Source organism: Phytobacter ursingii (assembly GCF_001022135.1).
GTDB classification, from domain to species: Bacteria; Pseudomonadota; Gammaproteobacteria; order Enterobacterales; family Enterobacteriaceae; genus Phytobacter; species Phytobacter ursingii.
The window spans coordinates 3580674-3601291 of record NZ_CP011602.1; the positions used below are offsets into that span (position 1 = coordinate 3580674).

The 20618-nt window shown below is 57.9% G+C and carries 16 protein-coding genes and 1 pseudogene; 5 read left to right on the top strand and 12 right to left on the bottom strand.

Annotated elements, in window-relative coordinates; genetic code table 11:
* Positions 1 to 127: 127 nt before the first annotated feature.
* From hpxK to AB182_RS20505, 3 genes are all read right to left on the bottom strand, one after another.
* A complete protein-coding gene (hpxK, locus tag AB182_RS20495; protein WP_047371711.1) occupies positions 128 to 1369 on the bottom strand; it encodes an allantoate amidohydrolase in 1242 nt (413 codons plus the stop codon).
* On the bottom strand, positions 1369 to 2607 hold the full coding sequence (locus tag AB182_RS20500; protein ID WP_047371712.1) for a pyridoxal-phosphate-dependent aminotransferase family protein: 1239 nt from the start codon (positions 2605 to 2607) through the stop codon (positions 1369 to 1371). The genes hpxK and AB182_RS20500 overlap by 1 nt, the downstream gene beginning before the upstream one ends.
* Before the next feature lie 202 nt (positions 2608 to 2809).
* Positions 2810 to 3649, bottom strand: coding sequence for a MurR/RpiR family transcriptional regulator (locus AB182_RS20505; RefSeq protein ID WP_047371713.1), 840 nt, complete (start codon positions 3647 to 3649; stop codon positions 2810 to 2812).
* Positions 3650 to 3763: 114 nt separating this feature from the next.
* On the opposite strand from AB182_RS20505, the gene AB182_RS20510 reads away from it, so the two are divergent.
* From AB182_RS20510 to hpxZ, 4 genes are read left to right on the top strand one after another with little or no spacing between them, the layout of a single operon-like run.
* Positions 3764 to 5347: a gamma-glutamyltransferase family protein gene (locus AB182_RS20510; RefSeq protein ID WP_047373387.1), complete on the top strand. Its 1584-nt coding sequence runs from the start codon at positions 3764 to 3766 to the stop codon at positions 5345 to 5347.
* A 9-nt stretch (positions 5348 to 5356) separates the two neighbouring features.
* On the top strand, positions 5357 to 5545 hold the full coding sequence (gene hpxX, locus AB182_RS20515) for an oxalurate catabolism protein HpxX (RefSeq protein ID WP_047371714.1): 189 nt from the start codon (positions 5357 to 5359) through the stop codon (positions 5543 to 5545).
* Positions 5542 to 6915, top strand: coding sequence for an AtzE family amidohydrolase (locus AB182_RS20520; RefSeq protein ID WP_047371715.1), 1374 nt, complete (start codon positions 5542 to 5544; stop codon positions 6913 to 6915). Before hpxX ends, AB182_RS20520 begins: the two co-directional genes overlap by 4 nt.
* Positions 6915 to 7298, top strand: a complete 384-nt coding sequence (hpxZ, locus tag AB182_RS20525) for an oxalurate catabolism protein HpxZ (RefSeq protein ID WP_047371716.1) — start codon at positions 6915 to 6917, stop codon at positions 7296 to 7298. The genes AB182_RS20520 and hpxZ overlap by 1 nt, the downstream gene beginning before the upstream one ends.
* Before the next feature lie 271 nt (positions 7299 to 7569).
* On the opposite strand, the gene puuE is transcribed toward hpxZ, so the two are convergent.
* From puuE to AB182_RS20540, 3 genes are read right to left on the bottom strand one after another with little or no spacing between them, the layout of a single operon-like run.
* Positions 7570 to 8514 carry an allantoinase PuuE gene (gene puuE, locus AB182_RS20530; RefSeq protein ID WP_047371717.1) on the bottom strand — a complete coding sequence of 315 codons (945 nt, stop codon included), beginning with the start codon at positions 8512 to 8514 and terminating at the stop codon, positions 7570 to 7572.
* Between the two features lie 29 nt (positions 8515 to 8543).
* Complete coding sequence (hpxA, locus tag AB182_RS20535; RefSeq protein ID WP_047371718.1) at positions 8544 to 9281, bottom strand: allantoin racemase; 738 nt, start codon at positions 9279 to 9281, stop codon at positions 8544 to 8546.
* A complete protein-coding gene (locus AB182_RS20540; protein ID WP_047371719.1) occupies positions 9278 to 9997 on the bottom strand; it encodes a GntR family transcriptional regulator in 720 nt (239 codons plus the stop codon). The genes hpxA and AB182_RS20540 overlap by 4 nt, the downstream gene beginning before the upstream one ends.
* Before the next feature lie 146 nt (positions 9998 to 10143).
* On the opposite strand from AB182_RS20540, the gene AB182_RS20545 reads away from it, so the two are divergent.
* Positions 10144 to 11616 carry an NCS1 family nucleobase:cation symporter-1 gene (locus AB182_RS20545; protein ID WP_047371720.1) on the top strand — a complete coding sequence of 491 codons (1473 nt, stop codon included), beginning with the start codon at positions 10144 to 10146 and terminating at the stop codon, positions 11614 to 11616.
* A gap of 72 nt (positions 11617 to 11688) precedes the next feature.
* Here AB182_RS20545 and AB182_RS33305 read toward each other — a convergent pair whose 3' ends face one another.
* From AB182_RS33305 to AB182_RS20570, 6 genes and pseudogenes are all read right to left on the bottom strand, one after another.
* Positions 11689 to 12306 carry a VasL domain-containing protein gene (locus AB182_RS33305; RefSeq protein ID WP_167337920.1) on the bottom strand — a complete coding sequence of 206 codons (618 nt, stop codon included), beginning with the start codon at positions 12304 to 12306 and terminating at the stop codon, positions 11689 to 11691.
* Positions 12307 to 12345: 39 nt separating this feature from the next.
* A pseudogene (gene tssJ, locus AB182_RS33120) lies at positions 12346 to 12864 on the bottom strand (type VI secretion system lipoprotein TssJ); the annotation flags it as partial.
* Positions 12845 to 13921, bottom strand: a complete 1077-nt coding sequence (tssG, locus tag AB182_RS20555; protein ID WP_047371721.1) for a type VI secretion system baseplate subunit TssG — start codon at positions 13919 to 13921, stop codon at positions 12845 to 12847. The pseudogene tssJ and the gene tssG, both read right to left, overlap by 20 nt.
* Positions 13885 to 15645: a type VI secretion system baseplate subunit TssF gene (tssF, locus tag AB182_RS20560; RefSeq protein ID WP_047371722.1), complete on the bottom strand. Its 1761-nt coding sequence runs from the start codon at positions 15643 to 15645 to the stop codon at positions 13885 to 13887. Before tssF ends, tssG begins: the two co-directional genes overlap by 37 nt.
* 32 nt (positions 15646 to 15677) lie before the next feature.
* A complete protein-coding gene (gene tssA / locus AB182_RS20565) occupies positions 15678 to 17294 on the bottom strand; it encodes a type VI secretion system protein TssA (RefSeq protein WP_047371723.1) in 1617 nt (538 codons plus the stop codon).
* Complete coding sequence (locus AB182_RS20570) at positions 17287 to 20613, bottom strand: ImcF-related family protein (RefSeq protein ID WP_047371724.1); 3327 nt, start codon at positions 20611 to 20613, stop codon at positions 17287 to 17289. Before AB182_RS20570 ends, tssA begins: the two co-directional genes overlap by 8 nt.
* Positions 20614 to 20618: the final 5 nt, after the last annotated feature.

Sequence of the window (20618 nt, forward strand, 5' to 3'; positions counted from 1 at the left end):
GACGTTCCCCTCACCCTAACCCTCTCCCACAGGGAGAGGGGACTGTAAAGTGCGGTCTAACGCCCTGGCTGCCTGGTTTTCTCCCTCTCCCTGTGGGGCCGGGGTGAGGGTAACCGGCCGCACCACACTACATCAGCTTACGCACCGCCTCACTGTATGCCCGTAACGCCTGGGCCACATCCTGCTGCTGCACGCTCTCGGCCGGGTGATGGCTGATCCCTCTGTCACACCGCACAAATAACATCGCCGATGGCCAGCGTTCCGCAATGGCGATGGCATCATGCCCGGCACCGCTTGGCAGCAAGTGCACGCGCCCCTGCACTGACTCAACGGCACCGGCCAGCACATTACGCAGGTGCGTATCACAAGGCGTTGCCGCGATGGTGTAAAAAATATCGGAGCTAAAGGCAACACCACGCGCCTGACCGATGCGCGCGGCCTCATCCAGCAAGGCGTTTAACAGCGTCTCCCTCAGAGCATCGTTCGGGCTACGAATATCCAGCGTCAGCGTCACCGCCCCTGGAATCACATTCACCGCACCCGGTTCGCACTGCAACGTACCCACCGTCGCCACCAGCTCCGGGCCAGATTCCCGCGTTTTCTGTTCAACAAAACCGATCCACTGGGCGGCGGCGGTTAATGCATCGTGGCGATGGCTCATCGGCACGGTACCCGCATGCCCCGCTTCCCCACTAAATCGACAGGTCAACCTGCGCGCACCGTTAATCGCCGTAACGACGCCAAGCGGCAGATCTTCCTGTTCAAGTACTGGCCCCTGCTCAATGTGCAGTTCCAGATACGCCGAGAAATCTTCACGGGCACGTTCCGCCGTGGCGATACGCGTGGGATCCAGACCGACATTGACCATCGCCTGCGCCACGCTAACGCCCTGCGCATCCTCACAATCCAGCCAGCCCTGCGGCCAGGTGCCGGTCAGGCCGCGGCTTCCCAGCAGCGTGATATTAAAGCGTGTGCCCTCTTCGTCGGCGAACCCGACGATTTCAATAGCCTGCGATCCGCGAAGATCCTGGCGATGCAGCCAGTCCACCACTTCAATCGCCGTCAGTACGCCGAGCATACCATCGTAACGTCCGGCGTCGCGTACGGTGTCCAGATGCGATCCCAGCAACACCGCCTGGGCGCCGTCATTTGCCGCCTCGTAACGCCCACAAATATTGCCGACCGCGTCCTGCCAGGTGAGCATTCCCGCCTCCTGCATCCACTGCGCCACCTGCGCGTTTGCCCGCAGATGTTCAGTAGAGAGGTAAACCCGGGTCAGCTGACCCGGCGTTTCACTGATCTCTGCCAGCGTATCGCAGCGTTCCATTACCCGGCGCGCAGCGCGGTCAGCGTCATCGGCAGTCATCATTATGCAACCCCTTCGTACACGTCCCAGGCGGCCTGCATCCCCGCACCCTGTACGGTGCGGAAGCCCAGACGGTTCAGTACCGCTTCCAGCGCGGTGAGGGTTTGCAGCACACAATCTTTGCGCGCGTTATAGCCCATGGTGCCGATACGCCAGATCTTGCCCTGCAGCGGGCCAAACGAGGTGCCGATTTCAATATGGAAATCATCCAGCAGGCGCTTGCGCACCTCTTCACCGTGTACAACAGAGGGGATCATCACTCCCAGCACGTTGTTCATCTTGTGGCGAATGTCGCCAAACACTTCCAGCCCCATCCCCTGAATACCTGCGAGCATGGCGCGGCCGTGTAATTCGTGGCGGGCGATCAGCGCGTCCATTCCCTCTTCCAGCATGATGCGCGCGCATTCACGGGCGGCGAACAGCATGCTGGTCGCTTCGGTATGATGGTTCAGGCGTTCAGGCCCCCAGTAGTCCATCACCATGCCGAGATCGAAATAGTTGGAGTAGATCATCTCGTCATCGCCGTCCTGGTGCGTATCGGTACGGATCCCCTGCTCCACGCATTTACGCGCGCGGATGGCCTCTTCCATTTGCGGGCTCAGGGTAATCGGCGAGCTGCCCGACGGGCCACCCAGGCATTTCTGCAAACCGGCAGAGACCGCATCCAGCCCCCAGGCGTCAGTTTCCAGCGCGTTGCCGCCGAGCGATGCGGTGGCATCGGTATAAAACAGCACGCCATGACGGCGACAAATTTCGCCCAGGTTTTCCAGCGGCTGCAGCAGCGTGGTGGAGGTATCGCCCTGCACCGTCAGTAACAGGCGTGGCTTAACACGCCTGATGGCATCTTCAATCTGATCCGCAGTAAAGACTTCGCCCCAGGGCACTTCGATGGTGTGCACTTCCGCGCGGCAGCGGCGAGCGATTTCACACAGCAGATGCCCGAAACGGCCAAAGACCGGTACCAGCACCTTGTCGCCGGGGCGGATCGCTGAAACCAGGATCGCTTCGATGCCGGCGCGCGAGGTGCCATCCACCAGCATGGTCCAGCGGTTTTGGGTGCGGAAAACGTCGCGGTAGAGGGACATAACCTCATTCATATAGCCGGTCATGACCGGATCATATTGCCCCACCAGTTGGCTCGCCATGGCACGTAAGACCCGCGGGTCAGCATTGATAGGTCCTGGCCCCATCAGTAAACGATGTGGCGGGTTAATTTGCGCAGATTGCTGAGAGTCGAACATAGACACATCCTTCGGTATACAAAAGTGATCGCCATGAAACAAAAGATTCTTGTAAATGCTTTCTGCAACTAATGTGCCACAGAGAAAATGATGATACCAGCCTGCTATCAGGCTGATTTATGTATTTTTCAGACGAAATTGATGCTGACCGCCTGCGCCATCAGGATCCCCAGAACTGGTGCATAAGCACCAAATCAGTGCATCACCGTTGTTCCAGCTCATCGAGGTCTGTATACAGCGATGCGATATTATGGATACGCTGGCGCCCCTCTGTCAGGGCACTATGCAGTAACGCGTTCGCCAGTAAATTCACCAGACTCATGGCGCTACTGTAGCTGTCGAACGCCGACACGCTGTCGAGCGGCAGGCCAAAATGCCAGCGGACAAGTGTGGTAATGCCTGACGCCTGCGGCTCGCTGATGGCAAGCGTCGGCACCCCCTGCTTTTGCAGCGCCTCCAGCACCGGGCGGATCACCCGCGGGCGACGGCGAAATGCGATCACCACCACCACATCCTGCTCCGTGATATCCACGAGCTCTTCCGCCAGCGTCTGCCCTGGCTGGGGCATCAGCCAGACCTGACCACGGATTTGCATCAGTTGTTGGCGCAGATGCAGGGCCACCGGCGCGCTGTTGCGCAGGCCAAGAATAAAGACGCGCCGCGCCGCGCCCAGCGCCTGCACCACATCGGCAAATTGCACGGCATCCAGCGCATTCACCCACTGGGTCAGGTTCGCCATCTCCTGCTTGTAGTGCCGCGCCAGCAACGTATTGCCCTGTACGGCATCGCGGTTTTCCGTCAGCGGCATGCCGCTCTGGCGCAGTGTACGTACCTCATCACGCATTTCTTTGAAACGATCATAGCCAAGCCGTTTAAACAGGCGGCTGACAGTGGCTTTCGACACGCCGCTCAGACGGGCCAGTTCGGCGCTGTTGTAGCTCATCAGATCATCAAAATGATCCATGATAAATGAGGCAACTCTCTGTTCTTGTGGAGATAATTCGTTGTAGCACTCACGTAAGCGCGTATCTAACTGCTGCATAGGCTCTCCTGCAACTTTCGTTTCACATTAAGCTGACACAGTGAAACGCTTGTCGTCAATCTGGAACAGCTCTTGCTTAGCTCTCTGACTTACCCGAACAAAGAGAGCATGACGATGCAAAGTAATATTGCCCCTTCCGGTATGGCGGTAACGCCCCACCACCTGGCCAGCGAATCGGCATTATCGGTGTTGCGCCACGGCGGCGATGCGATTGAGGCGATGGTGGCCGCGGCGGCCACCATCGCGGTGGTCTATCCCCATATGAATGGCATCGGCGGTGATGGTTTCTGGCTGATAGTGCCGCCCGAAGGCGAACCCCTTGCCATTGATGCCAGCGGCGCCGCCGGGCAACTGGCGACACAGGCGTTCTATGCGGGGCACAGTCATATTCCCCATCGTGGTCCGCTGGCGGCGCTGACGGTTCCCGGCACGCTCAGCGGCTGGGACGAGGCGCTGAAAGTATCGGCATCAATGGGAGGCGGGCAATTGCCACTCTCCCGCCTGCTGGCAGATGCCATTCGTTACGCCAGCGAAGGGATTCCGGTTACGCAGTCGCAGGCCAGCGCCACGCAAAGTAAATACCCGGAACTGGTGGCTGTGCCGGGCTTTAGCGAGACCTTTCTCGTTCAGGGCGATGTCCCTCAGGCCGGTAGCCGTTTCTGCCAGCCGCGTCTGGCGCGTACCTTAACCCGCCTCGCCACCGACGGGCTGGACAGTTTTTATCGCGGCGCACTCGCCGATCAGATGGCGGCGGAAATGAACGCCCTCGGACTGCCACTGACCGCCCAGGATCTGACGGCCCATCGTGCTCACCGCCGGGTACCGCTTCGTCTGTCCCACAGCCAGGGCGACATCTTCAATATGACGCCGCCGACGCAAGGGCTGGTGTCGCTGGCGATCCTCGGGATTACCGACCACCTGGACATGTCTCAGGCCAGTGAAGTGCAGACCATTCACCGCATCGTCGAAGCGACCAAACAGGCCTTTGGCCTGCGTGATCGTTACATCACCGACCCGCGCCACGTGACGCTACCGGTTCAAACGTTGCTGGAACAGGCGCCGTTACAAGCACTGGCAAACAGTATTGACGAACACCGGGCCGCGCCCTGGGGCCAGGGGAAAGGGCCCGGCGACACCGTCTGGATGGGCGTGATGGATAAGAACGGACTGGCGGTGTCGTTTATTCAGAGCATTTATCACGAGTTTGGTAGTGGCGTGGTGCTGCCGGAAAGCGGTGTGCTGTTACAAAACCGCGGCGCGGCATTCAGTCTTGACCCGGCCCATTTGCTGGCGCTGGTGCCCGGCAAACAGCCGTTCCACACCCTCAACCCGGCAGCCGCACGGCTGAAAGATGGCCGCACCATGGTCTACGGCACGATGGGCGGCGACGGGCAGCCGCAAACGCAGGCCGCCATATTTACCCGTCACGTGATGCAAAACATGCCCCTACAGGAAGCGGTATGCGCCCCTCGCTGGTTGCTGGGCCGCACCTGGGGGCAGACGTCCGATAGCCTGAAGCTGGAGGGGCGGTTCAGCGAGGCCACATATCAGGCGCTGCGTGACCTGGGCCATGACGTGGAATGGTTGCCGGGACTGAGCGAAGCGACGGGGCACGCGGGGGCGATTGTGCGTCATCCCAACGGCATGCTCGAAGGGGCATTTGATCCACGCAGCAACGGCAGCGCGGCCGGTTTTTAAGGAGTCATCATGAGCGATAACACACTCGACTGGCCGACATACATCCGGCTGATGGAACAATTACTGGCGGTACCGCTGGACGATGCACGCCGGGCCGAGTTGGAAGTTCAGCTTACCCGCATCGCAGCCATGGCGCAGCCGCTGATGGCCTTTCCCCTGCCGCACCGCCAGGAAGGCGCAGGAGAGTATCGGCTATGAGCTTATCCATTCGGGACATTCAGCAAGGACTGCGTAGCAAAACGTTTAGCGCGCGCGAACTGGCACAGCAATCACTGGCGTTGATTGAGCAGGCAAACCCTGACATCAACGCCTTCACCGGCGTAACCGCGACACGCATGCTCACCGAAGCCGCACATATCGATGCGCGCCGGGCGGCAGGCGAAACACTGCCTGCGCTGGCAGGCGTGCCCTACGCGGTGAAAAACCTGTTCGATGTCGAGGGAGTGACCACACTGGCGGGGGCAAAGCTGTTCAGCACCCAGCCCCCCGCAACAAAAGATGCTTTCGCCATTCGCCAGCTTGCAAATGCGGGCGCAACGCTGGCCGGCACGCTCAATATGGATGCCTATGCCTATGGCTTCACCACAGAAAACAGTCACTACGGCGCAACGCGTAACCCGCGAGACCTCACCCGCGTGGCGGGCGGCTCCTCGGGCGGTTCGGCTGCGGCGGTTGCGGCCGGGCTGGTTAATTTCGCGCTGGGTACCGACACCAACGGCTCTATTCGCGTTCCCGCCTCGCTGTGCGGCGTACTAGGGTTAAAACCCACCTTTGGGCGCTTATCACGCAGCGGCAGCCATCCGTTTGTTGCCAGCCTGGACCACATTGGCCCGCTGGCACGAAACGTGGAGGATTTAGCCTGCGTCTATGACGCGCTACTGGGACATGACGGGGAAGATAACTGGCAATCCGCACGCGAGTCGGTCGCTGTTCTGCCAGCATTATCCGCGACGGGGACGCTACGCTGTGCCGTGCTGGAGGGCTATTTTACAACCTGGTGTACTGCCGATGCCCGTGCCGCCGTCAACGTGGTCGCGCAGGCGCTGGGAGCCAATCAGACGCGGGTATTGCCGGAAGCGGAACTGGCCCGTTCCGCCGCATTTTTGCTTTCTGCGGCAGAGGGGGGCAACCATTATCTCCCGGCGCTGCGAACGGATGCCGATAAGTTCGAGCCAAATTCCCGTGAGCGTCTGCTGGCAGGCGCAATGACGCCCTCGGCCTGGTATACCCAGGCACAGCGTTTTCGCGCCTGGTTTCGCGATCAAACGCTGCCGCTGTTTAACGACGTGGATCTGCTTCTGGCTCCGGCGACACCCTGCAGTGCGACGCCGATTGGCGAGAATACCATGCGCATTAACCACACCGATTTACCGATCAAAGCCAGTATGGGGATGCTGACGCAGCCCATCTCGTTTTTAGGTCTGCCGGTTGCCACCGTACCCGTGAAAACCGCCTCGGGATTGCCCATCGGCGTACAGATTATTGCGGCCCCCTGGCAGGAGTCGCGCTGCCTGCAGGCGGCGTGGCGGCTGGAGCAGGCGGGCATTCTTTACCCACAGGAAGCATGATGAACAGAGAACATATTGACCGTCCGACCGTGTTGAATGAGGTCACCGCTGCGTTTTACCGTTATGAGCAGGCGCTTATCAGTAATGATGTGGCCGTGCTGGATGAGCTTTTTTGGGCAGATCCGCGAACCGTCCGCTATGGCGCAACGGAAAACCTGTACGGCATTGAAGCGATTCGCGAGTTTCGCAACGCCCGTCCGTCAGCTGGGCTGGACAGGCTGCTGCGTAACACCACGATCACCACCTACGGTGAGGATATGGCGGTCGCGAGCACGGAGTTTACGCGCGAGAACAGTGAACGAGTAGGCCGCCAGATGCAGACCTGGGTGAAGTTTCCCTATGGCTGGCGGATTGTGGCGGCCCATGTCAGCTTGATGGGGTGAAGCGGTTTTTCCCCTCACCCCTGCCCTCTCCCACAGGGAGAGGGCGAAACCCCCTCTCTGCTCGTATGGAAAACGTAGCCCGGATCAGGCGCTTGCGCCGCCATCCAGGAATTGTCCCCGGTGGCGCTGCGCTTACCAGGGCTACAGAAAACGTAGCCCGGATCAGGCGCTTGCGCCGCCATCCGGGAATTATCCCCGGTGGCGCTGCGCTTACCAGGGCTACAGTATGCCCCCACTCCCCTTCAGGGAGAAGGTTAGGCTGAAGGGAAAATCACTCGGACTGATACGGGTGCGTCTTCACCCAGTGCTCGGCGATATCCTGGCGGCGGCACACCCACACATCCTCGTGGCTCTGCACATAATCCAGAAAACGCTGCAGAGCCTTAAAGCGCCCAGGTCGACCCAGCAGTCGGCAGTGCATACCAATCGACATCATTTTCGGTGACGTCTCTCCCTCTTCATACAGCACATCGAAACTGTCTTTCAGGTAGGTATAGAACTGCTCAGCGGTATTAAAACCCTGCGCGGTGGCAAAGCGCATGTCGTTCGCATCCAGGGTATAGGGCACAATCAGGTGAGGCTTCTGGTCGACCGTCGTCCAGAACGGCAGATCGTCGCCATAGTAATCGCTGTCATATAAAAAATTGCCCTGCTCTACCACCAGCTTACGGGTGTTCGGACTGTCGCGTCCGGTGTACCAGCCGCTCGGCGCCTTGCCAAACAGCGTAGTGAGGATCTCCATTGCCTGCTGCATGTGCTGGCGCTCCGTCTGGATATCCATATTTTGATAGTGGATCCAGCGCCAACCGTGGCTCACCACGTCGTAATCCGCCGCCTTAATCGCCGCGACGATCTCCGGGTTGCGTGCCAGCGCCATTGCAATGCCGAATACCGTTAGCGGCAGGCCGCGCTTTTGGAACTCATAGTGAATGCGCCAGAAACCTGCGCGGGAACCGTATTCATATAGCGAGTCCATGGACATGTGTCTGTCAGGGTAGCTGGCCGCGCCGATAATATCGGACAGAAACTGTTCAGAACCGGCGTCGCCATGCAGAATATGGTTCTCACCGCCCTCTTCGAAGTTCAGGACAAACTGCACGGCAATGCGCGCCCCACCGGGCCACTGCGCATGAGGAGGTTTCCCGGCGTACCCCGCCAGATCGCGCGGGTAGTTATCGGTAAAGTGCCAGACAGGCTTGTCCGTATCTGAATGCATGCTGATTCGACCTCATTTTGGGGCCGCTTTCAGCTCAGCATTTCAAAGCATCCTGAAAGCGGCTTTTTATTGGGATACGCCAGATCGCCGTACTTACTGGTACCAAGCCCCAATGCCAGGAAGGATTCCACCATTTTCACCGCGGCCGTGACGCCATCAATCACCGGAATACCCAGCTCCTGCGTCAGCTCGCTGGCAAGGTTTGCCATCCCGCCACAGCCGAGAACAATAGCGCCGCTATTATCTTCTCGTTTGGCTTGTATACAGCGCTCGCGTACTTTCTGTTGAGCAAGACCCGTGCCATCTTCTAACGCCAGTACCGGTAAATCGATCGCATGCAGCGCGGCGCAGTGGTGTTCGAAGCCATATTGCTGCAATAAATGACGGGCGATAATCACCGTGCGCGGCAAGGTGGTAACGATGGAAAAACGCGTTGCGACCATAGTAGCGACATGCATAGCCGCTTCGGCAATCCCCACCACCGGCCCGGTTGCCAGTTCTCGCGCGGCCAGCAATCCCGGATCGCCAAAGCAGGCAATCACATGACCTTGCGCCCCCTGCGCCACCCCTCTCTTTATCTGTTCCAGCACGCCAATGGCGGCAATCGCCTCGTCAAAATGCCCTTCAATCGACGCTACGCCCTGGGTCGGACAACTGGCGAGGATCGTTGTACCCGGCGCGGCAACCTGGCGGGCGGCGCTGGCGATGGTGTGGGTCATCTCCGGGCTGGTATTAGGATTAATCACCTGTATACAACATGGCATCATGGGTGTTCTCCTGCAGCGCCGAACAGGCGGGCAAAGTCGGGAAGGATGTCGCCGCCGCGCTCAAAACTGAGGCTCGAGACGATATGGTCGAAGTGATGCGCCATGGCGTGGTTCAGCGCTGCGCCGTCCTTTTTACGTAGCAGCTCGATGAGCCTGTCGTGGTCGTCACAGCGGCATCCGCGCTGCCAGGGGGCGCCCCAGGCGGCAATCACCAGTGACGAGCGCTGTGCCAGTGTGGTCACGATATCTGTCACCACCGCATTACCCGAGATGGCCTGCAGTTGAATATGAAACGCCGCAGAATGGCGAATCGCCGCCGCGCCATCGTGGTTCTGATGCGCCTCTTCTTCCTGCGCGATGATTTTCTCCAGCCCCACTATATGCGGTGCCTGCAGATGCTCAAGCACCTGCGGCAGATTGGCGCACTCGATCATTTTGCGGGTGGCGAAGATCGATTTCGACTCGTCGATATCCGGTTTGGCGACGAATGCACCACGTCTGGGCGTCATGGTGACCATTTGCACCGTCGCAAGGCGCGTCAGGACCTTACGGATCCCCGTGCGGCTAACGCCAAACACGTCAGCCAGCGCTTCTTCGGGTAATTTACTGCCTGGCGGGAGTTGATGTTCGACAATGGCAGTCATCAGCGACTGCCAGATGAAGTTTTCTTTATCTTCCAGATCTGCTGGGGTCTGTAGCCCCGTTGGTTGCTTCATTGGGGTATTCCTTTGTTACGTATTTCTTATCTATTTGTATACATCATTAAAGTATTTTGTATACATAAAATTAAAACCTGGCCTGGTTCATGCAATACAGGATGGCAGACATAACGTCACAATCTGTATTCAGAGGAGCAGATTCCATGCCAAACCTTGAACCAAATTACAAAGACAGTTACAGCCCAAGACTCACTAACAACGATTTGGCCCCAACGCGCGACCAGAACTGGACGTGGTACAACATCTTCTCTTTCTGGATGTCCGACGTGCACAGCATGGGCGGATACGTGGTCGCGGCCAGCTTCTTCGCGCTCGGCCTTGCCAGTTGGCAGGTATTACTGTGCCTGTTGCTGGGCATCTGTATTGTGCAGTTGTGCGCAAACCTTGTCGCCAAACCAAGCCAAATGGCTGGCGTGCCCTATGCGGTGATCTGTCGCCAGGCATTTGGCGTGTTCGGTGCCAACATTCCTGCCGTCATCCGTGGGCTTATCGCTTTTGCCTGGTATGGTATACAAACCTATCTGGCAGCCAATGCGTTAATGCTGGTGATGCTGAAATTCTGGCCGTCTCTGGCGCCGATGACCGAGGGGCATTTCCTGGGTCTGTCGCATCTGGGTTGGGTGTGCTTCGGTATCATGTGGGTATTGCAGGCGCTGGTGTTCTGGCACGGGATGAGCGCGATTAAACGCTTTATCGATATCGCTGGCCCGGCAGTCTACGTGGTGATGCTGGCGCTGGCGGTGTGGATCCTGTCACAAACCGGCTTTAGCGGTATCTCCTTTACCCTTGCCAGCAAAGAGCTGACCGCAGGCGAGCAAACCTGGCAGATGATCACCGCAACTGCGCTGGTGGTTTCTTACTTCTCCGGGCCATTGCTCAACTTTGGCGACTTTTCGCGCTACGGCAAGAGCATGCAGGAAATTCGTCGCGGCAACCGCTGGGGTCTGCCGTTTAACTTCCTGCTGTTCTCCATCGTTACCGTGGTGATCGTTTCAGGCACGCAGTCGCTGTTCGGCAAAATGATCACCGACCCCATCGAGACCGTCAGCCACGTGGGCAACAGCCTGGCGATGGCGATTGGCCTGTTGACCATGATCATCGCCACCATCGGCATCAATATCGTGGCAAACTTCGTCTCCCCGGCGTTCGATTTCTCTAACTGCTCACCGCAGAAAATAAGCTTCCGTACGGGTGGGATGATCGCCGCAGTTGGCTCCGTGTTGCTGACGCCGTGGAACCTGTTCCAGTCTCCGGAACTCATCCACTATACGCTGGATGTGCTGGGTTCTTTTATCGGGCCGTTGTTCGGTATCCTGCTGGCTGACTTCTACCTGATTAAACGCGGGAAAGTATTTGTCGACGATCTGTTTACTGTCTCCCCGAATGGGCGTTACTGGTACAAAAACGGCATTAATCCGAAAGCCGTTGCTGCTCTGGTACCGTCGGTTGCCGTATGCCTGATCATTAGCTTTATTCCATCACTGCACGAAGTCGCTAATTTTAGCTGGTTTATCGGCGTGTTTCTGGGTGCATGCAGTTATCGCTGGATTGCACGTCACGATCGCGAAGGGGTTAGCGAAGGGTTTGCTCCACGTCGCGCAACGGCGAAGGAGTAAATGCAAAAAGGCCCGGACTGGGGTGGTCCGGGCCTTATGCTGACAGAGGGTTAGAAGCAAACCACACGACACTTACTGCTTCTCCTGCCCTGAGTGATTCTCGCGTGAGTTGCTTAAAATGGCGTAGCGGTTGAGCAACTGCTGAAAGCGGGTCTCGATTTGTACGATCAGCGCAGGCGCAACCTCACCAGCGCGCGTCTGTTCATTCAGTTGCCGAAGCAGTTCTTCCAGCGGTGGCGTTTGCAATGATTGCCGAATCGCGAAAACGGCCGTTTTCAGTTCTGATGCGGTTAAATACTTCCCTTTACGTTCATCCAGGGTATCCAGTTGCTGAGAAAGACGCTGCAACTGTTTTTGTGCCTGCGCGTAATGAGACAGCTCAGAAATCGGCATCGCGCTACGCTCTTGTTCCCGTAAATCAGATTGATTGAGGAATATCCAGCCACCAATCCCAATACCGCTCAGGCACGCTGCGGTCATCATTCCGGCAAAAAACACCGGCCATGAACGCCGGGGGGCTGTAGCCGCCGCCTGCCGCTCTGGCTGTACGGCAAGCTGAACAACGTTTTCCGGCGCAATGGGCGTTGTGGTGAGCGCGTTTATCGGCGTTACGTTGATATCCGTCCCCTGCGGTGTAAGCCGTTCGAGTCTCAGTGCGACATTACGCAACTGCCCGGCAACAATATCCATTCGGGTCAGATGCCAGAGTTCGCACTGACGCAGCACTTTTAGCAGCGTCAACTGACTACGCAGAAGCTCGATAGTGCGGGGTTTATCCGCATCCAGATCGTCCCGTGTCAGGATCAACCGCCAGGTATTATGCTTCTCATCCGGCTGATAAAACTGCCCGGCGATGGCAACAAACTGCGTCTCTTTGTCCAGCGGAACATCCAGTGAAACTGCGCCTTCGGGTTTAATCCAGACCGAGTGCTCTGCCAGGACATCCCCGTTGAGCGTCGCCTCTTCCTGGGTGAGCAAGGTGTCGTAATCCGCTTTATCAAAACGAGCACGCGATTTCAGTTGCCAGATATGCACCATGGTGGAAAGCGGCGTGTCTTGCGCGTCCGTGTTGAGCGCGCCACGGGAAATGAAATCCAGATGCAATATGTTGATCTGTTTATAGAAGAGGGCGGCGGCCATGCTTTTCGAGCCTTCAATCACCTTTTGACTCAGCCCGCAGCCCGTCAGGCAAACCGACAGCACCACCGCACAGGCCAGCACCCGGCGCTTACTGTGGATAACAAACATGCGTAATACTCTCCCTGTCACAGATGGATGAAGTGGGCATTAATCCCTGATAGCGACCAAGTTTCACCGTCACAGTCCCGGCGGCTGGCGCGGAACCTGGCAAAATCCCGGTTCGGCCAAGCTGCACACGCTGCTTACCTAACTGCGCGGCAGGCAGCAGGCTGACCGGAAGCGTGAGCTGTAATCGCGCCTGGCAGCGCCAGCCAAGATACACACGCAGCAGCACCAGAAGATCGGTATGTAACTGTCCTCCTGGCAGCCACCCGCGCGCCTCATCAGCCTCTTCGGTATAGAGTTGCAGCAGCAGTTGGCTGTTAACGTCCGTGCCCGTGCGCCCCAGCAGAGGGCGCGTTTTCAGAACAATGCGCGAGGATCGGGATAAACAAGACCGCTTTTTCAGTACCACAGGCTGTGGATCGTGAGGTGTTACCGTTGCCAGCGTCTTTGGCGCAAGCAGCGCCACTAACGCCGTCACCCCTTCTGCTGTACGAGTCGGCAGGCGCATTACGCTCAACAGCGCCAGAAAACGGGAAACGGGCGTGGCGATATGGTTTTCGCTTCCGGGAATTCCCAAACCGATAAGCCCTAACAGGCAACGGGAAATCGCATCCATAGCCCCCGGTTCAAACGACGCCGGATAGTTGTATTTGCGCCAGATGCGGTAGTACTGCGTGGTAAAGCGGTGGTTAAAGATATCCAGAAACGCCATCACCGCCTCCTGGCCGTCTTTTCCCTGCGCAATGTCGTCCAGGTAAGCCGTCGGCAGAGGGGAATCGACGCCGTAAAGTCCCAGAAAAGTGGTGCGTACCGTGAGCGGCGCGTCAGGCTGCTGTGCAGCATACTCGACCGCTTTAAGTTCGCTGACGGGGAAACCCATCCCGGGGTGCGGGCGAAAACGCACGGCATCATCTGCCGGATTCGCGGTACTGCCCAGCGGCGGAGCATGTGGCGTGGCCTGTTCCAGATACTGGCAAAAACGGTAAAAGTTAATCCGCGAAATCTGCGGCGTCAGTCGGTTGATCAGCCCGGTACGCGCTGGCTGTGATGTTCGGTCCATTGCAGACACTTCCCTGTGGGTTGCAATATTACGGTCAGTTGTGTGAAGAGATGGATATCGGCATAGAGCGCGAAGAAGCGGTGGAGCCGTTCACCAAACAGGGTGATATCCCCCTCCCCGGCAAAACCGTTGCTGTCGAGAGTGACCTGAATGTCTACCCCACGCAGCAGAAAGCCTTTTTCGAAACGCTGAATGAGATGGTGCTGAACATCGACAATCGCCTCAAGACGACGCCGGTTCATCTCACTCTCCGTCCAGTCATAGAGCGCCAGCGTGCCGCGCAGGATCTCCGCATTATCCATCATCGACAGAAAGTTTGAGCCCAGATGGCTGAGAACCCGCCAGTGGAAACGGTCACGCGAGGGAGGATAGCAAGGCTGCGTTGGCGCACAGAGATTACGGACTCGCAAACTGTTTTGCGCCGCATGAACGGGGGTATCCAGGAGCGTACTTTGCAACGCCTTACGCGGAAGCTGACCGTTGGTGCCCGTCAGGCTCAGCGACAAGGTTTCGTCTTCCAGCAACCTGTCCGCATCGAATGCATCACCGCCCAAAATCAACCAGCTATCATGCAGACCCGAGGGACCGCGCTTCACCCGCGTGTGGTAATAGCGTTCGGGGGCATCGTGACGCAACATGCCGCCCCGATGGCGGAAGCTGGCAAAAGGGACATACGCCTGATTGCCGGTATGGCGTGAGGAGACGATACGATCAACGGAATAGATTTCGGTATGCCCATCCTGGATACGCATGGGCCGTAAGAGGTATTCATTTTCCAGCGGCGAGAGATGCAGAGGATCGGCCTCCAGCGGAAACAGGTTTATAACCGGAACACAGTGCAGGCGGATATTATCGGCATTGAACGGTAAATCGTGGGACCAGCTTTCTGCCAGCACGACATCCAGCTCAAAGCCGTTCAGCCCTTCCGGCCAGGCGATATTTTCCAGCCCATGAAGCGCCACGAACATAAACTTCTCGCGGAAAGTGAAATACTCCAGCAGCAGCTGATAGCCGCTAAAGGCGGATTCTCCCTTGGGCCAGAGCCTGTCATCGTCAGTCATTCCCTGCGGGGAAAAATGGCCTTTCAGCGCGCACCGCTCTTGTCCCGGTAGACGCAGCCAGATCTGCTGCGTTCCCAGTGTCAGCGCCCGGTGTAACGCACAGGCTACCGGGCTGTCGGCATTCAGATACAACGGAAGTCGTGATAAATCAATGTGCGACCAGTCGCCGACCAGCGGACTGCATGCAAAACGCAGGCGAATGATGGAACGCCCGTCCGGCTCGTGCTGCAGTGATACCTCTGGCAGAGCCAGAGGATAGAGCGTGACATCTCGCGTGGCGGTATAGCGACAGCGGGTTTTGCGCTCTCCAATCGGGCGTGACAGCACCTGAAAATGGCTGAGCGTTTCGCGCTGTTTCATCAGTTGATAATCGGTTGCCAGCTCAACAATAGACAGTGAGGGAATGGTGCGCAGATAGTGCGGCCAGAGCAGGCTGACCAGCCCTTCGGTGAGCTCCGGCAAATCATCATCCAGCTTTTCACGCAGCCGCCCCATCAGAAAAGCAAAACCTTCAAACAGGCGTTCGACATAGGGATCGCGAGCACCGGGTTTGTCGAGGTTCAGCATTGCCGCACGGTCGGGATAGGCCTGTGCGAATTCTTTACCTGCTTCACGCAGGTAGCGCATTTCCGCTTCATAATAGCGTTGGGTTAGATCGTCCATGAAAATCCTTTAATTCGAAAAACAGACAAACATCAATCCTTATGTTGCGAATCGCATAATACGGCAGCGCGTGCGGGATCTATCGCCACCAGCGTACCGAGCAGGGTTTCCATTTTTCGTGCCAGCAGCGCTTTATCCGCATGGCGGTGCGCCCTTAAACGCAGCAGTTTCAACTGTCGGGCTTTGATCTCGAAGATCAACTCGGGTTCCCATTGGGCCAGCGTCACCCCCTGCGAACTCCCATCCAGTTCATCTAACAACAACAGCGCCATCTCGGTTTTGCCGTATTGCTCCGCGATCCGGGCCATGAGTAAACGCAATTGCAGGCGCTGTCGCGCGCTAACAATCCCCGGTCGTGACTGGAGCCAGCCCAACGCGGCATCGACCCCTTCGCTATCGGCACGCGCCTGCGCTTCGGGTTCCAGCGCCAGAAGATCGTCCTGGGATGATTCGCCAGCAACAGACGCCCCACCAGCCAGCCATGCCCCCTCATCCCGTGGTATAACCTGCTGTGCAATCCAGTTTCGCGTTACGTCATCCGCAAACGGGCTACCGTCGCTCCATGCAAGCTGCTCCAGCCCCGGCAGCCGTTCCAGCAATAATGCCAGGTCCTGACGGACAACCGCCGTCCACCGGTCCCACGGCGTCCCTGCTTTACTTAACGCCTGGTGCAGATACCACTGAATATCCAGCCAGAAGTGGCACACACCTTCGCTGAACATCCGGTCGGCTTGTTCCAGCAGTTCTGTCCAGTTCTGCTGCGCATACAAGCGTTTAAGTTGATTACGCGATTCCGTGCGTGGTGGCGACAGCCGCGTTTTGCCATCGACATCGGGAGGAAGCTCATGAACGGTGTCCCAGCGCAGGGTTTTCATCAGACGATGCGCCGCCAGCCAGCCCCGGGGCTGTTCGTTCAGGTAGCGGGAAAGTGTTTTGGCCTGATCCAGCAAATCGCGGCCGGAATTGATAACCTGTAACGAGGTTGTACCCATGAGGGGAGAAGCGACAGGCGGCGAGAGGGCCGCGCTATTTTGAGGTACGACGGCATTCATTCCGCCCGATTGCACCAGGCGTGACTCTAGCGCGTGGATAAGCGGCATCAGCGAGGGAGGTTGTTGGTCTTCTGTCCACGCCGTGAATGACACTGACAGCAAATTCAGCGCGGCGATGATCCTGGCGAAATCCGCCTTTGCCACTTCCGGAAAACGCGCCAGACTATCGAGCATTTTGTCGCCGGTCAGCCACTCAAGCACCAGTCTTCGGCTCGACGGTCGGGACGGTAGCAGCGCGGTGCCAAAACGTTCAACAAGCCCGGCCAGCAACGCCAGCCCCTCCGCTAACCCATGCTCGCCGTCGCGATGAAGCCGTGCCCAGATGTAATAGGTCACGATACGCAGATCTTTTGCCTGCGTCAGAAGTAAGGATTCCGCCAGGGTACAAATCAACGTGGTATCGGCGCCGGACAGCTTGTTCATCTCATCGCGCATAAGCAGGAAATCGTCGTGATAGCCGGGGTCTTCGCCAACAGGCGCATCGTCTCTGACGGGCAATAACCATTTTTGCCATAACGCTGCCTGCTCACGCGCAGCCTGCAGGACATCGCCACAGCTAAAACAGCTACGGGTTAACTGCTGCAGCAACTCACTCATCCTCGTGCTCTCCCTGTTCTTGCACCTCTGCCATGACGTTCCCGGTCAGGAAGATCTGCTGTGGCAGGCGAAAATTTTTCAGCGCCAGCAGTGCCATCGGCCCTTTTCCCTGCTCAACGCGCATCAGGTAATGCAACGGGAGGCCGTCCGGGGCGCGCCACTGCACCTTATAGCTGCTGCTGTCCAGTTGCGTAATCTCCGCCTGTTCCAGTAAGCGGATGAGGCTCCAGCTTCCCCGGTAATCTGCCAGAATGCGCTCGCTGTTTTGCGTGCTGGCCCAGCTCAGTGAGGCGCCTGGCTGCCACTGCTCGCCAGGCCAGGTAAAACGCTGCCAGCGCTCCTTCTGGTTGAAATATTCCAGTGTTTGCCCGTCAACCTTCAGTTGTGTTTTCATCACGTCACGCGCAGGTTTAGCGCGCAGATCAAAATGCATTCCGGCATCTCCGCTGGCAAAGGCGGTATCTGCGATATCGCCAAGCTGATTCAGGGAACGCAGAAACGCCGGATTCACCACCAGCCCCTGCGTGTTCATGGTATCGGCCACCCAGTCGCGCCCTTCGCGTTTCAGCACGCCGCCAAGATGCGTAGTGAGATATTGATGGATGCGCCCGCCATCGCGCAGGTACTGTGCCAGCAACGGCAAAGAGGCATCATTCCGGGTGGCACTAAAGGGGTAGCGCCCTGCGAAATCCTGTTCCCATCGGCTGACAATGGCACGCTGCCACTGCCGATTGAGGCTCTCTGCCGCGGGCGTCAGCACCTGTCGCCATGCCTGATCAACAGGGTGAACAAACAGCGCCTGACCAAAGCCGCTCCACGCCGCTCCCAGGCTGGCGGCAACCAGACGGCCATAGTCGCGGGTATCGGTAAGATCGACGGTTTTGCCCTGGAACACCGTCTGCGCCAGCTGTTGCGTCATTTCCTGCGGATCCGGAGCGTTGATGACCTGATGCAGCTTGAGCCGCACACGGCTAACGCGCGTTAGATAAGTCTGCAGACTGAGCGGCGTATCCCCGCTACTGGCAGCACGTTCCCCCGTCAGCCGCAGCAGCGGGGCAAAGGTTTTATCCAGCGGACCGGGAGGCGTTTCGTCCTGACGGCCTTGATCTTCGCTGTTAAAGAGCGCCTTTGCCGATGTCGCCAGCGAATCCGACAACCCACGGTTCGGTCGCCCCGTTGCTGCCTGCCACGTCAGCGTATCCATCAGGGCAATCAGCGGCGACTGATGAGCATCGGCCATGAGTGTCAGTTGATCGAGCACACCGGACAGCGTAGCTTCTTTTTTCCAGCGAAGACTGTTGAGAAAGGAGAGCCAGCTTCCGGCAAAGTCGGTAAAGTAACGCTCAGTGAGTCGGGCGCGGAGTGTCTCCGGCGATACCTCGGATGACGCGTCTTGCTGGCGATCACTGAGCACCCAGTCAATTTCTTCGCGTCGGGCAGATACAACCTGCTCTATCGCCTCTTTGACCTGCCCTTCCCACGCCTGGCGGGTGAACATCCCCGGTACATTCTGTTCAGTACCAAAAAGCGCGTCGGTCTGAGTGTCGCCGATCATATCCGCCAGCGTCATATCCGCGTAATTACGGGAAACCTGTTTCAGCACACGTTGATAGAGCGTATTTTCCGCATTGCGCACACCAATCTGGCGCAACAGGATTTTTCGCACGATGGCGGTCAGTTCCGGCTGCTGTGCCGCCTTCCAGTGCGGGTGCTCAGCCAGATTCGCGGCCCAGAAGGCAAGCAGCGAAGGAACGATACTCTGCGTGATGCCTTCTGCTACCCCCGGGTAGCGCAGACCATCGGCCATCAGCGTGGCGCGGAAAAAGGCCGCATCCGCTTTTTCCGGACGGGACATCATCAACAACGCTTTGAGCTGTTTATAGCGCTGCTCGCCTGTTGCCGTACGTTGAGGGCTGTCAGGAGGCAGGGCGACAAACGCATTGAGTTGTTTTTGCAAATGCGTGGCCGCGACATCGCGCACCAGACGGCTGGCGGCCTGCGCATAACCGGGAAATGCCGCATCAAGCAATTGCGTGTTACGCTCCAGCCCGAAACGCTGATACCACGGCGCGCCGTGGCGAATGCGGTATTGCAGGCGCTCCAGCTCGCCCTGCAATCTATGCAACGCCACCAGCTGTTCAGAGAGCGGCAGGCGAGTATTCAGTGCATGCGCCGTCTGCGCGGCGGTATCCTGAACCAGCGTGCGGTTGGTCAGAAAAGAGATCACCAGCCCGGTTCCCCACACCATCACCACCATGCTCAACACCGCCAGTGTCGCGCGTGCCCACGGGAAACCCACCTTACGCCCCCGGACGTTATCACCAGTGATGCCCGCCCATACCGGAGAAGGGATCCAGGCGTGAGGCGCGGTATCTGCTCCGGCCACATGCTTCGGACTGAACATCAGGCCACGCAATGACAGAGAATATGCTCCGCCCGATAACAGAGGTTTCAATGTGTTTTGCCAGTGGGCAACGCCCTTATTTTGCAGGGAATGTGCCAGTTGCAACAGGAAATCATGACGATTATCAGACAGTAACTGCTGCATCCCCTGCTCTGTCAGTCGCGGTGTTTGTGCCTCCAGCATGGCGGCCAGGTGTTCTGCCGTGCAATGTTCCGCCAGCAGGCAGCCCACAGCCTGCGGGGTGCGTTCGGTCTGGTAACCGCCATCATCGCAGACCTGCCACAGATAAAGTGGGGCCTGAAAACCGAGTCGTTTTCCGCTTTCGGTCAGCCCGCGCCAGGCCTTATCCATCTGCGCCGACTGCTGGCTCTGTTCTGTCGTCAGCGGCCAGACGATGCCATCCAGTGGGCGGCGGCGACGCAGTTTTCGCAATGATGCCAACAGTTCGGCATCCGGTTCGGCTAACGCGTTACCGCCATGGATCAGCACGATACTGTCGCCTTCCAGCCAGCACTGTTCGGTTAAGCCCGGAGCGATGGATTCCACTTCGGCAGGCTCACCGATGATGAGGAACAGGCGGACTTTATAGCGCCAAAAGAGACCGTAACGGGTGCGTAAGAAGGATCTGAGGTTGGTTAGAGTGTTATGTAGCTCCGTTTTTTTCTGCGCCGTTGCAGCCTCAGGCCTGTATTGCAGATGTATTTTTTTTTGTTTCCAGCGCCACCAGACTGGAGAACACAGTCCCCCCAGCATTAAGACGGAAAAGAGTCCAGACCATAATATCCAGGCCTGACGCATTGAAATGCCCTGCCTGGTCAAAGCATCCTGGTTAATAAATAGTAGAAAAGCCAGAATTCCTAATAAGCCTATAATCAGAAGAAAATAACCCCAAAAGCCATAGCGTGAAGAATACATGTTAT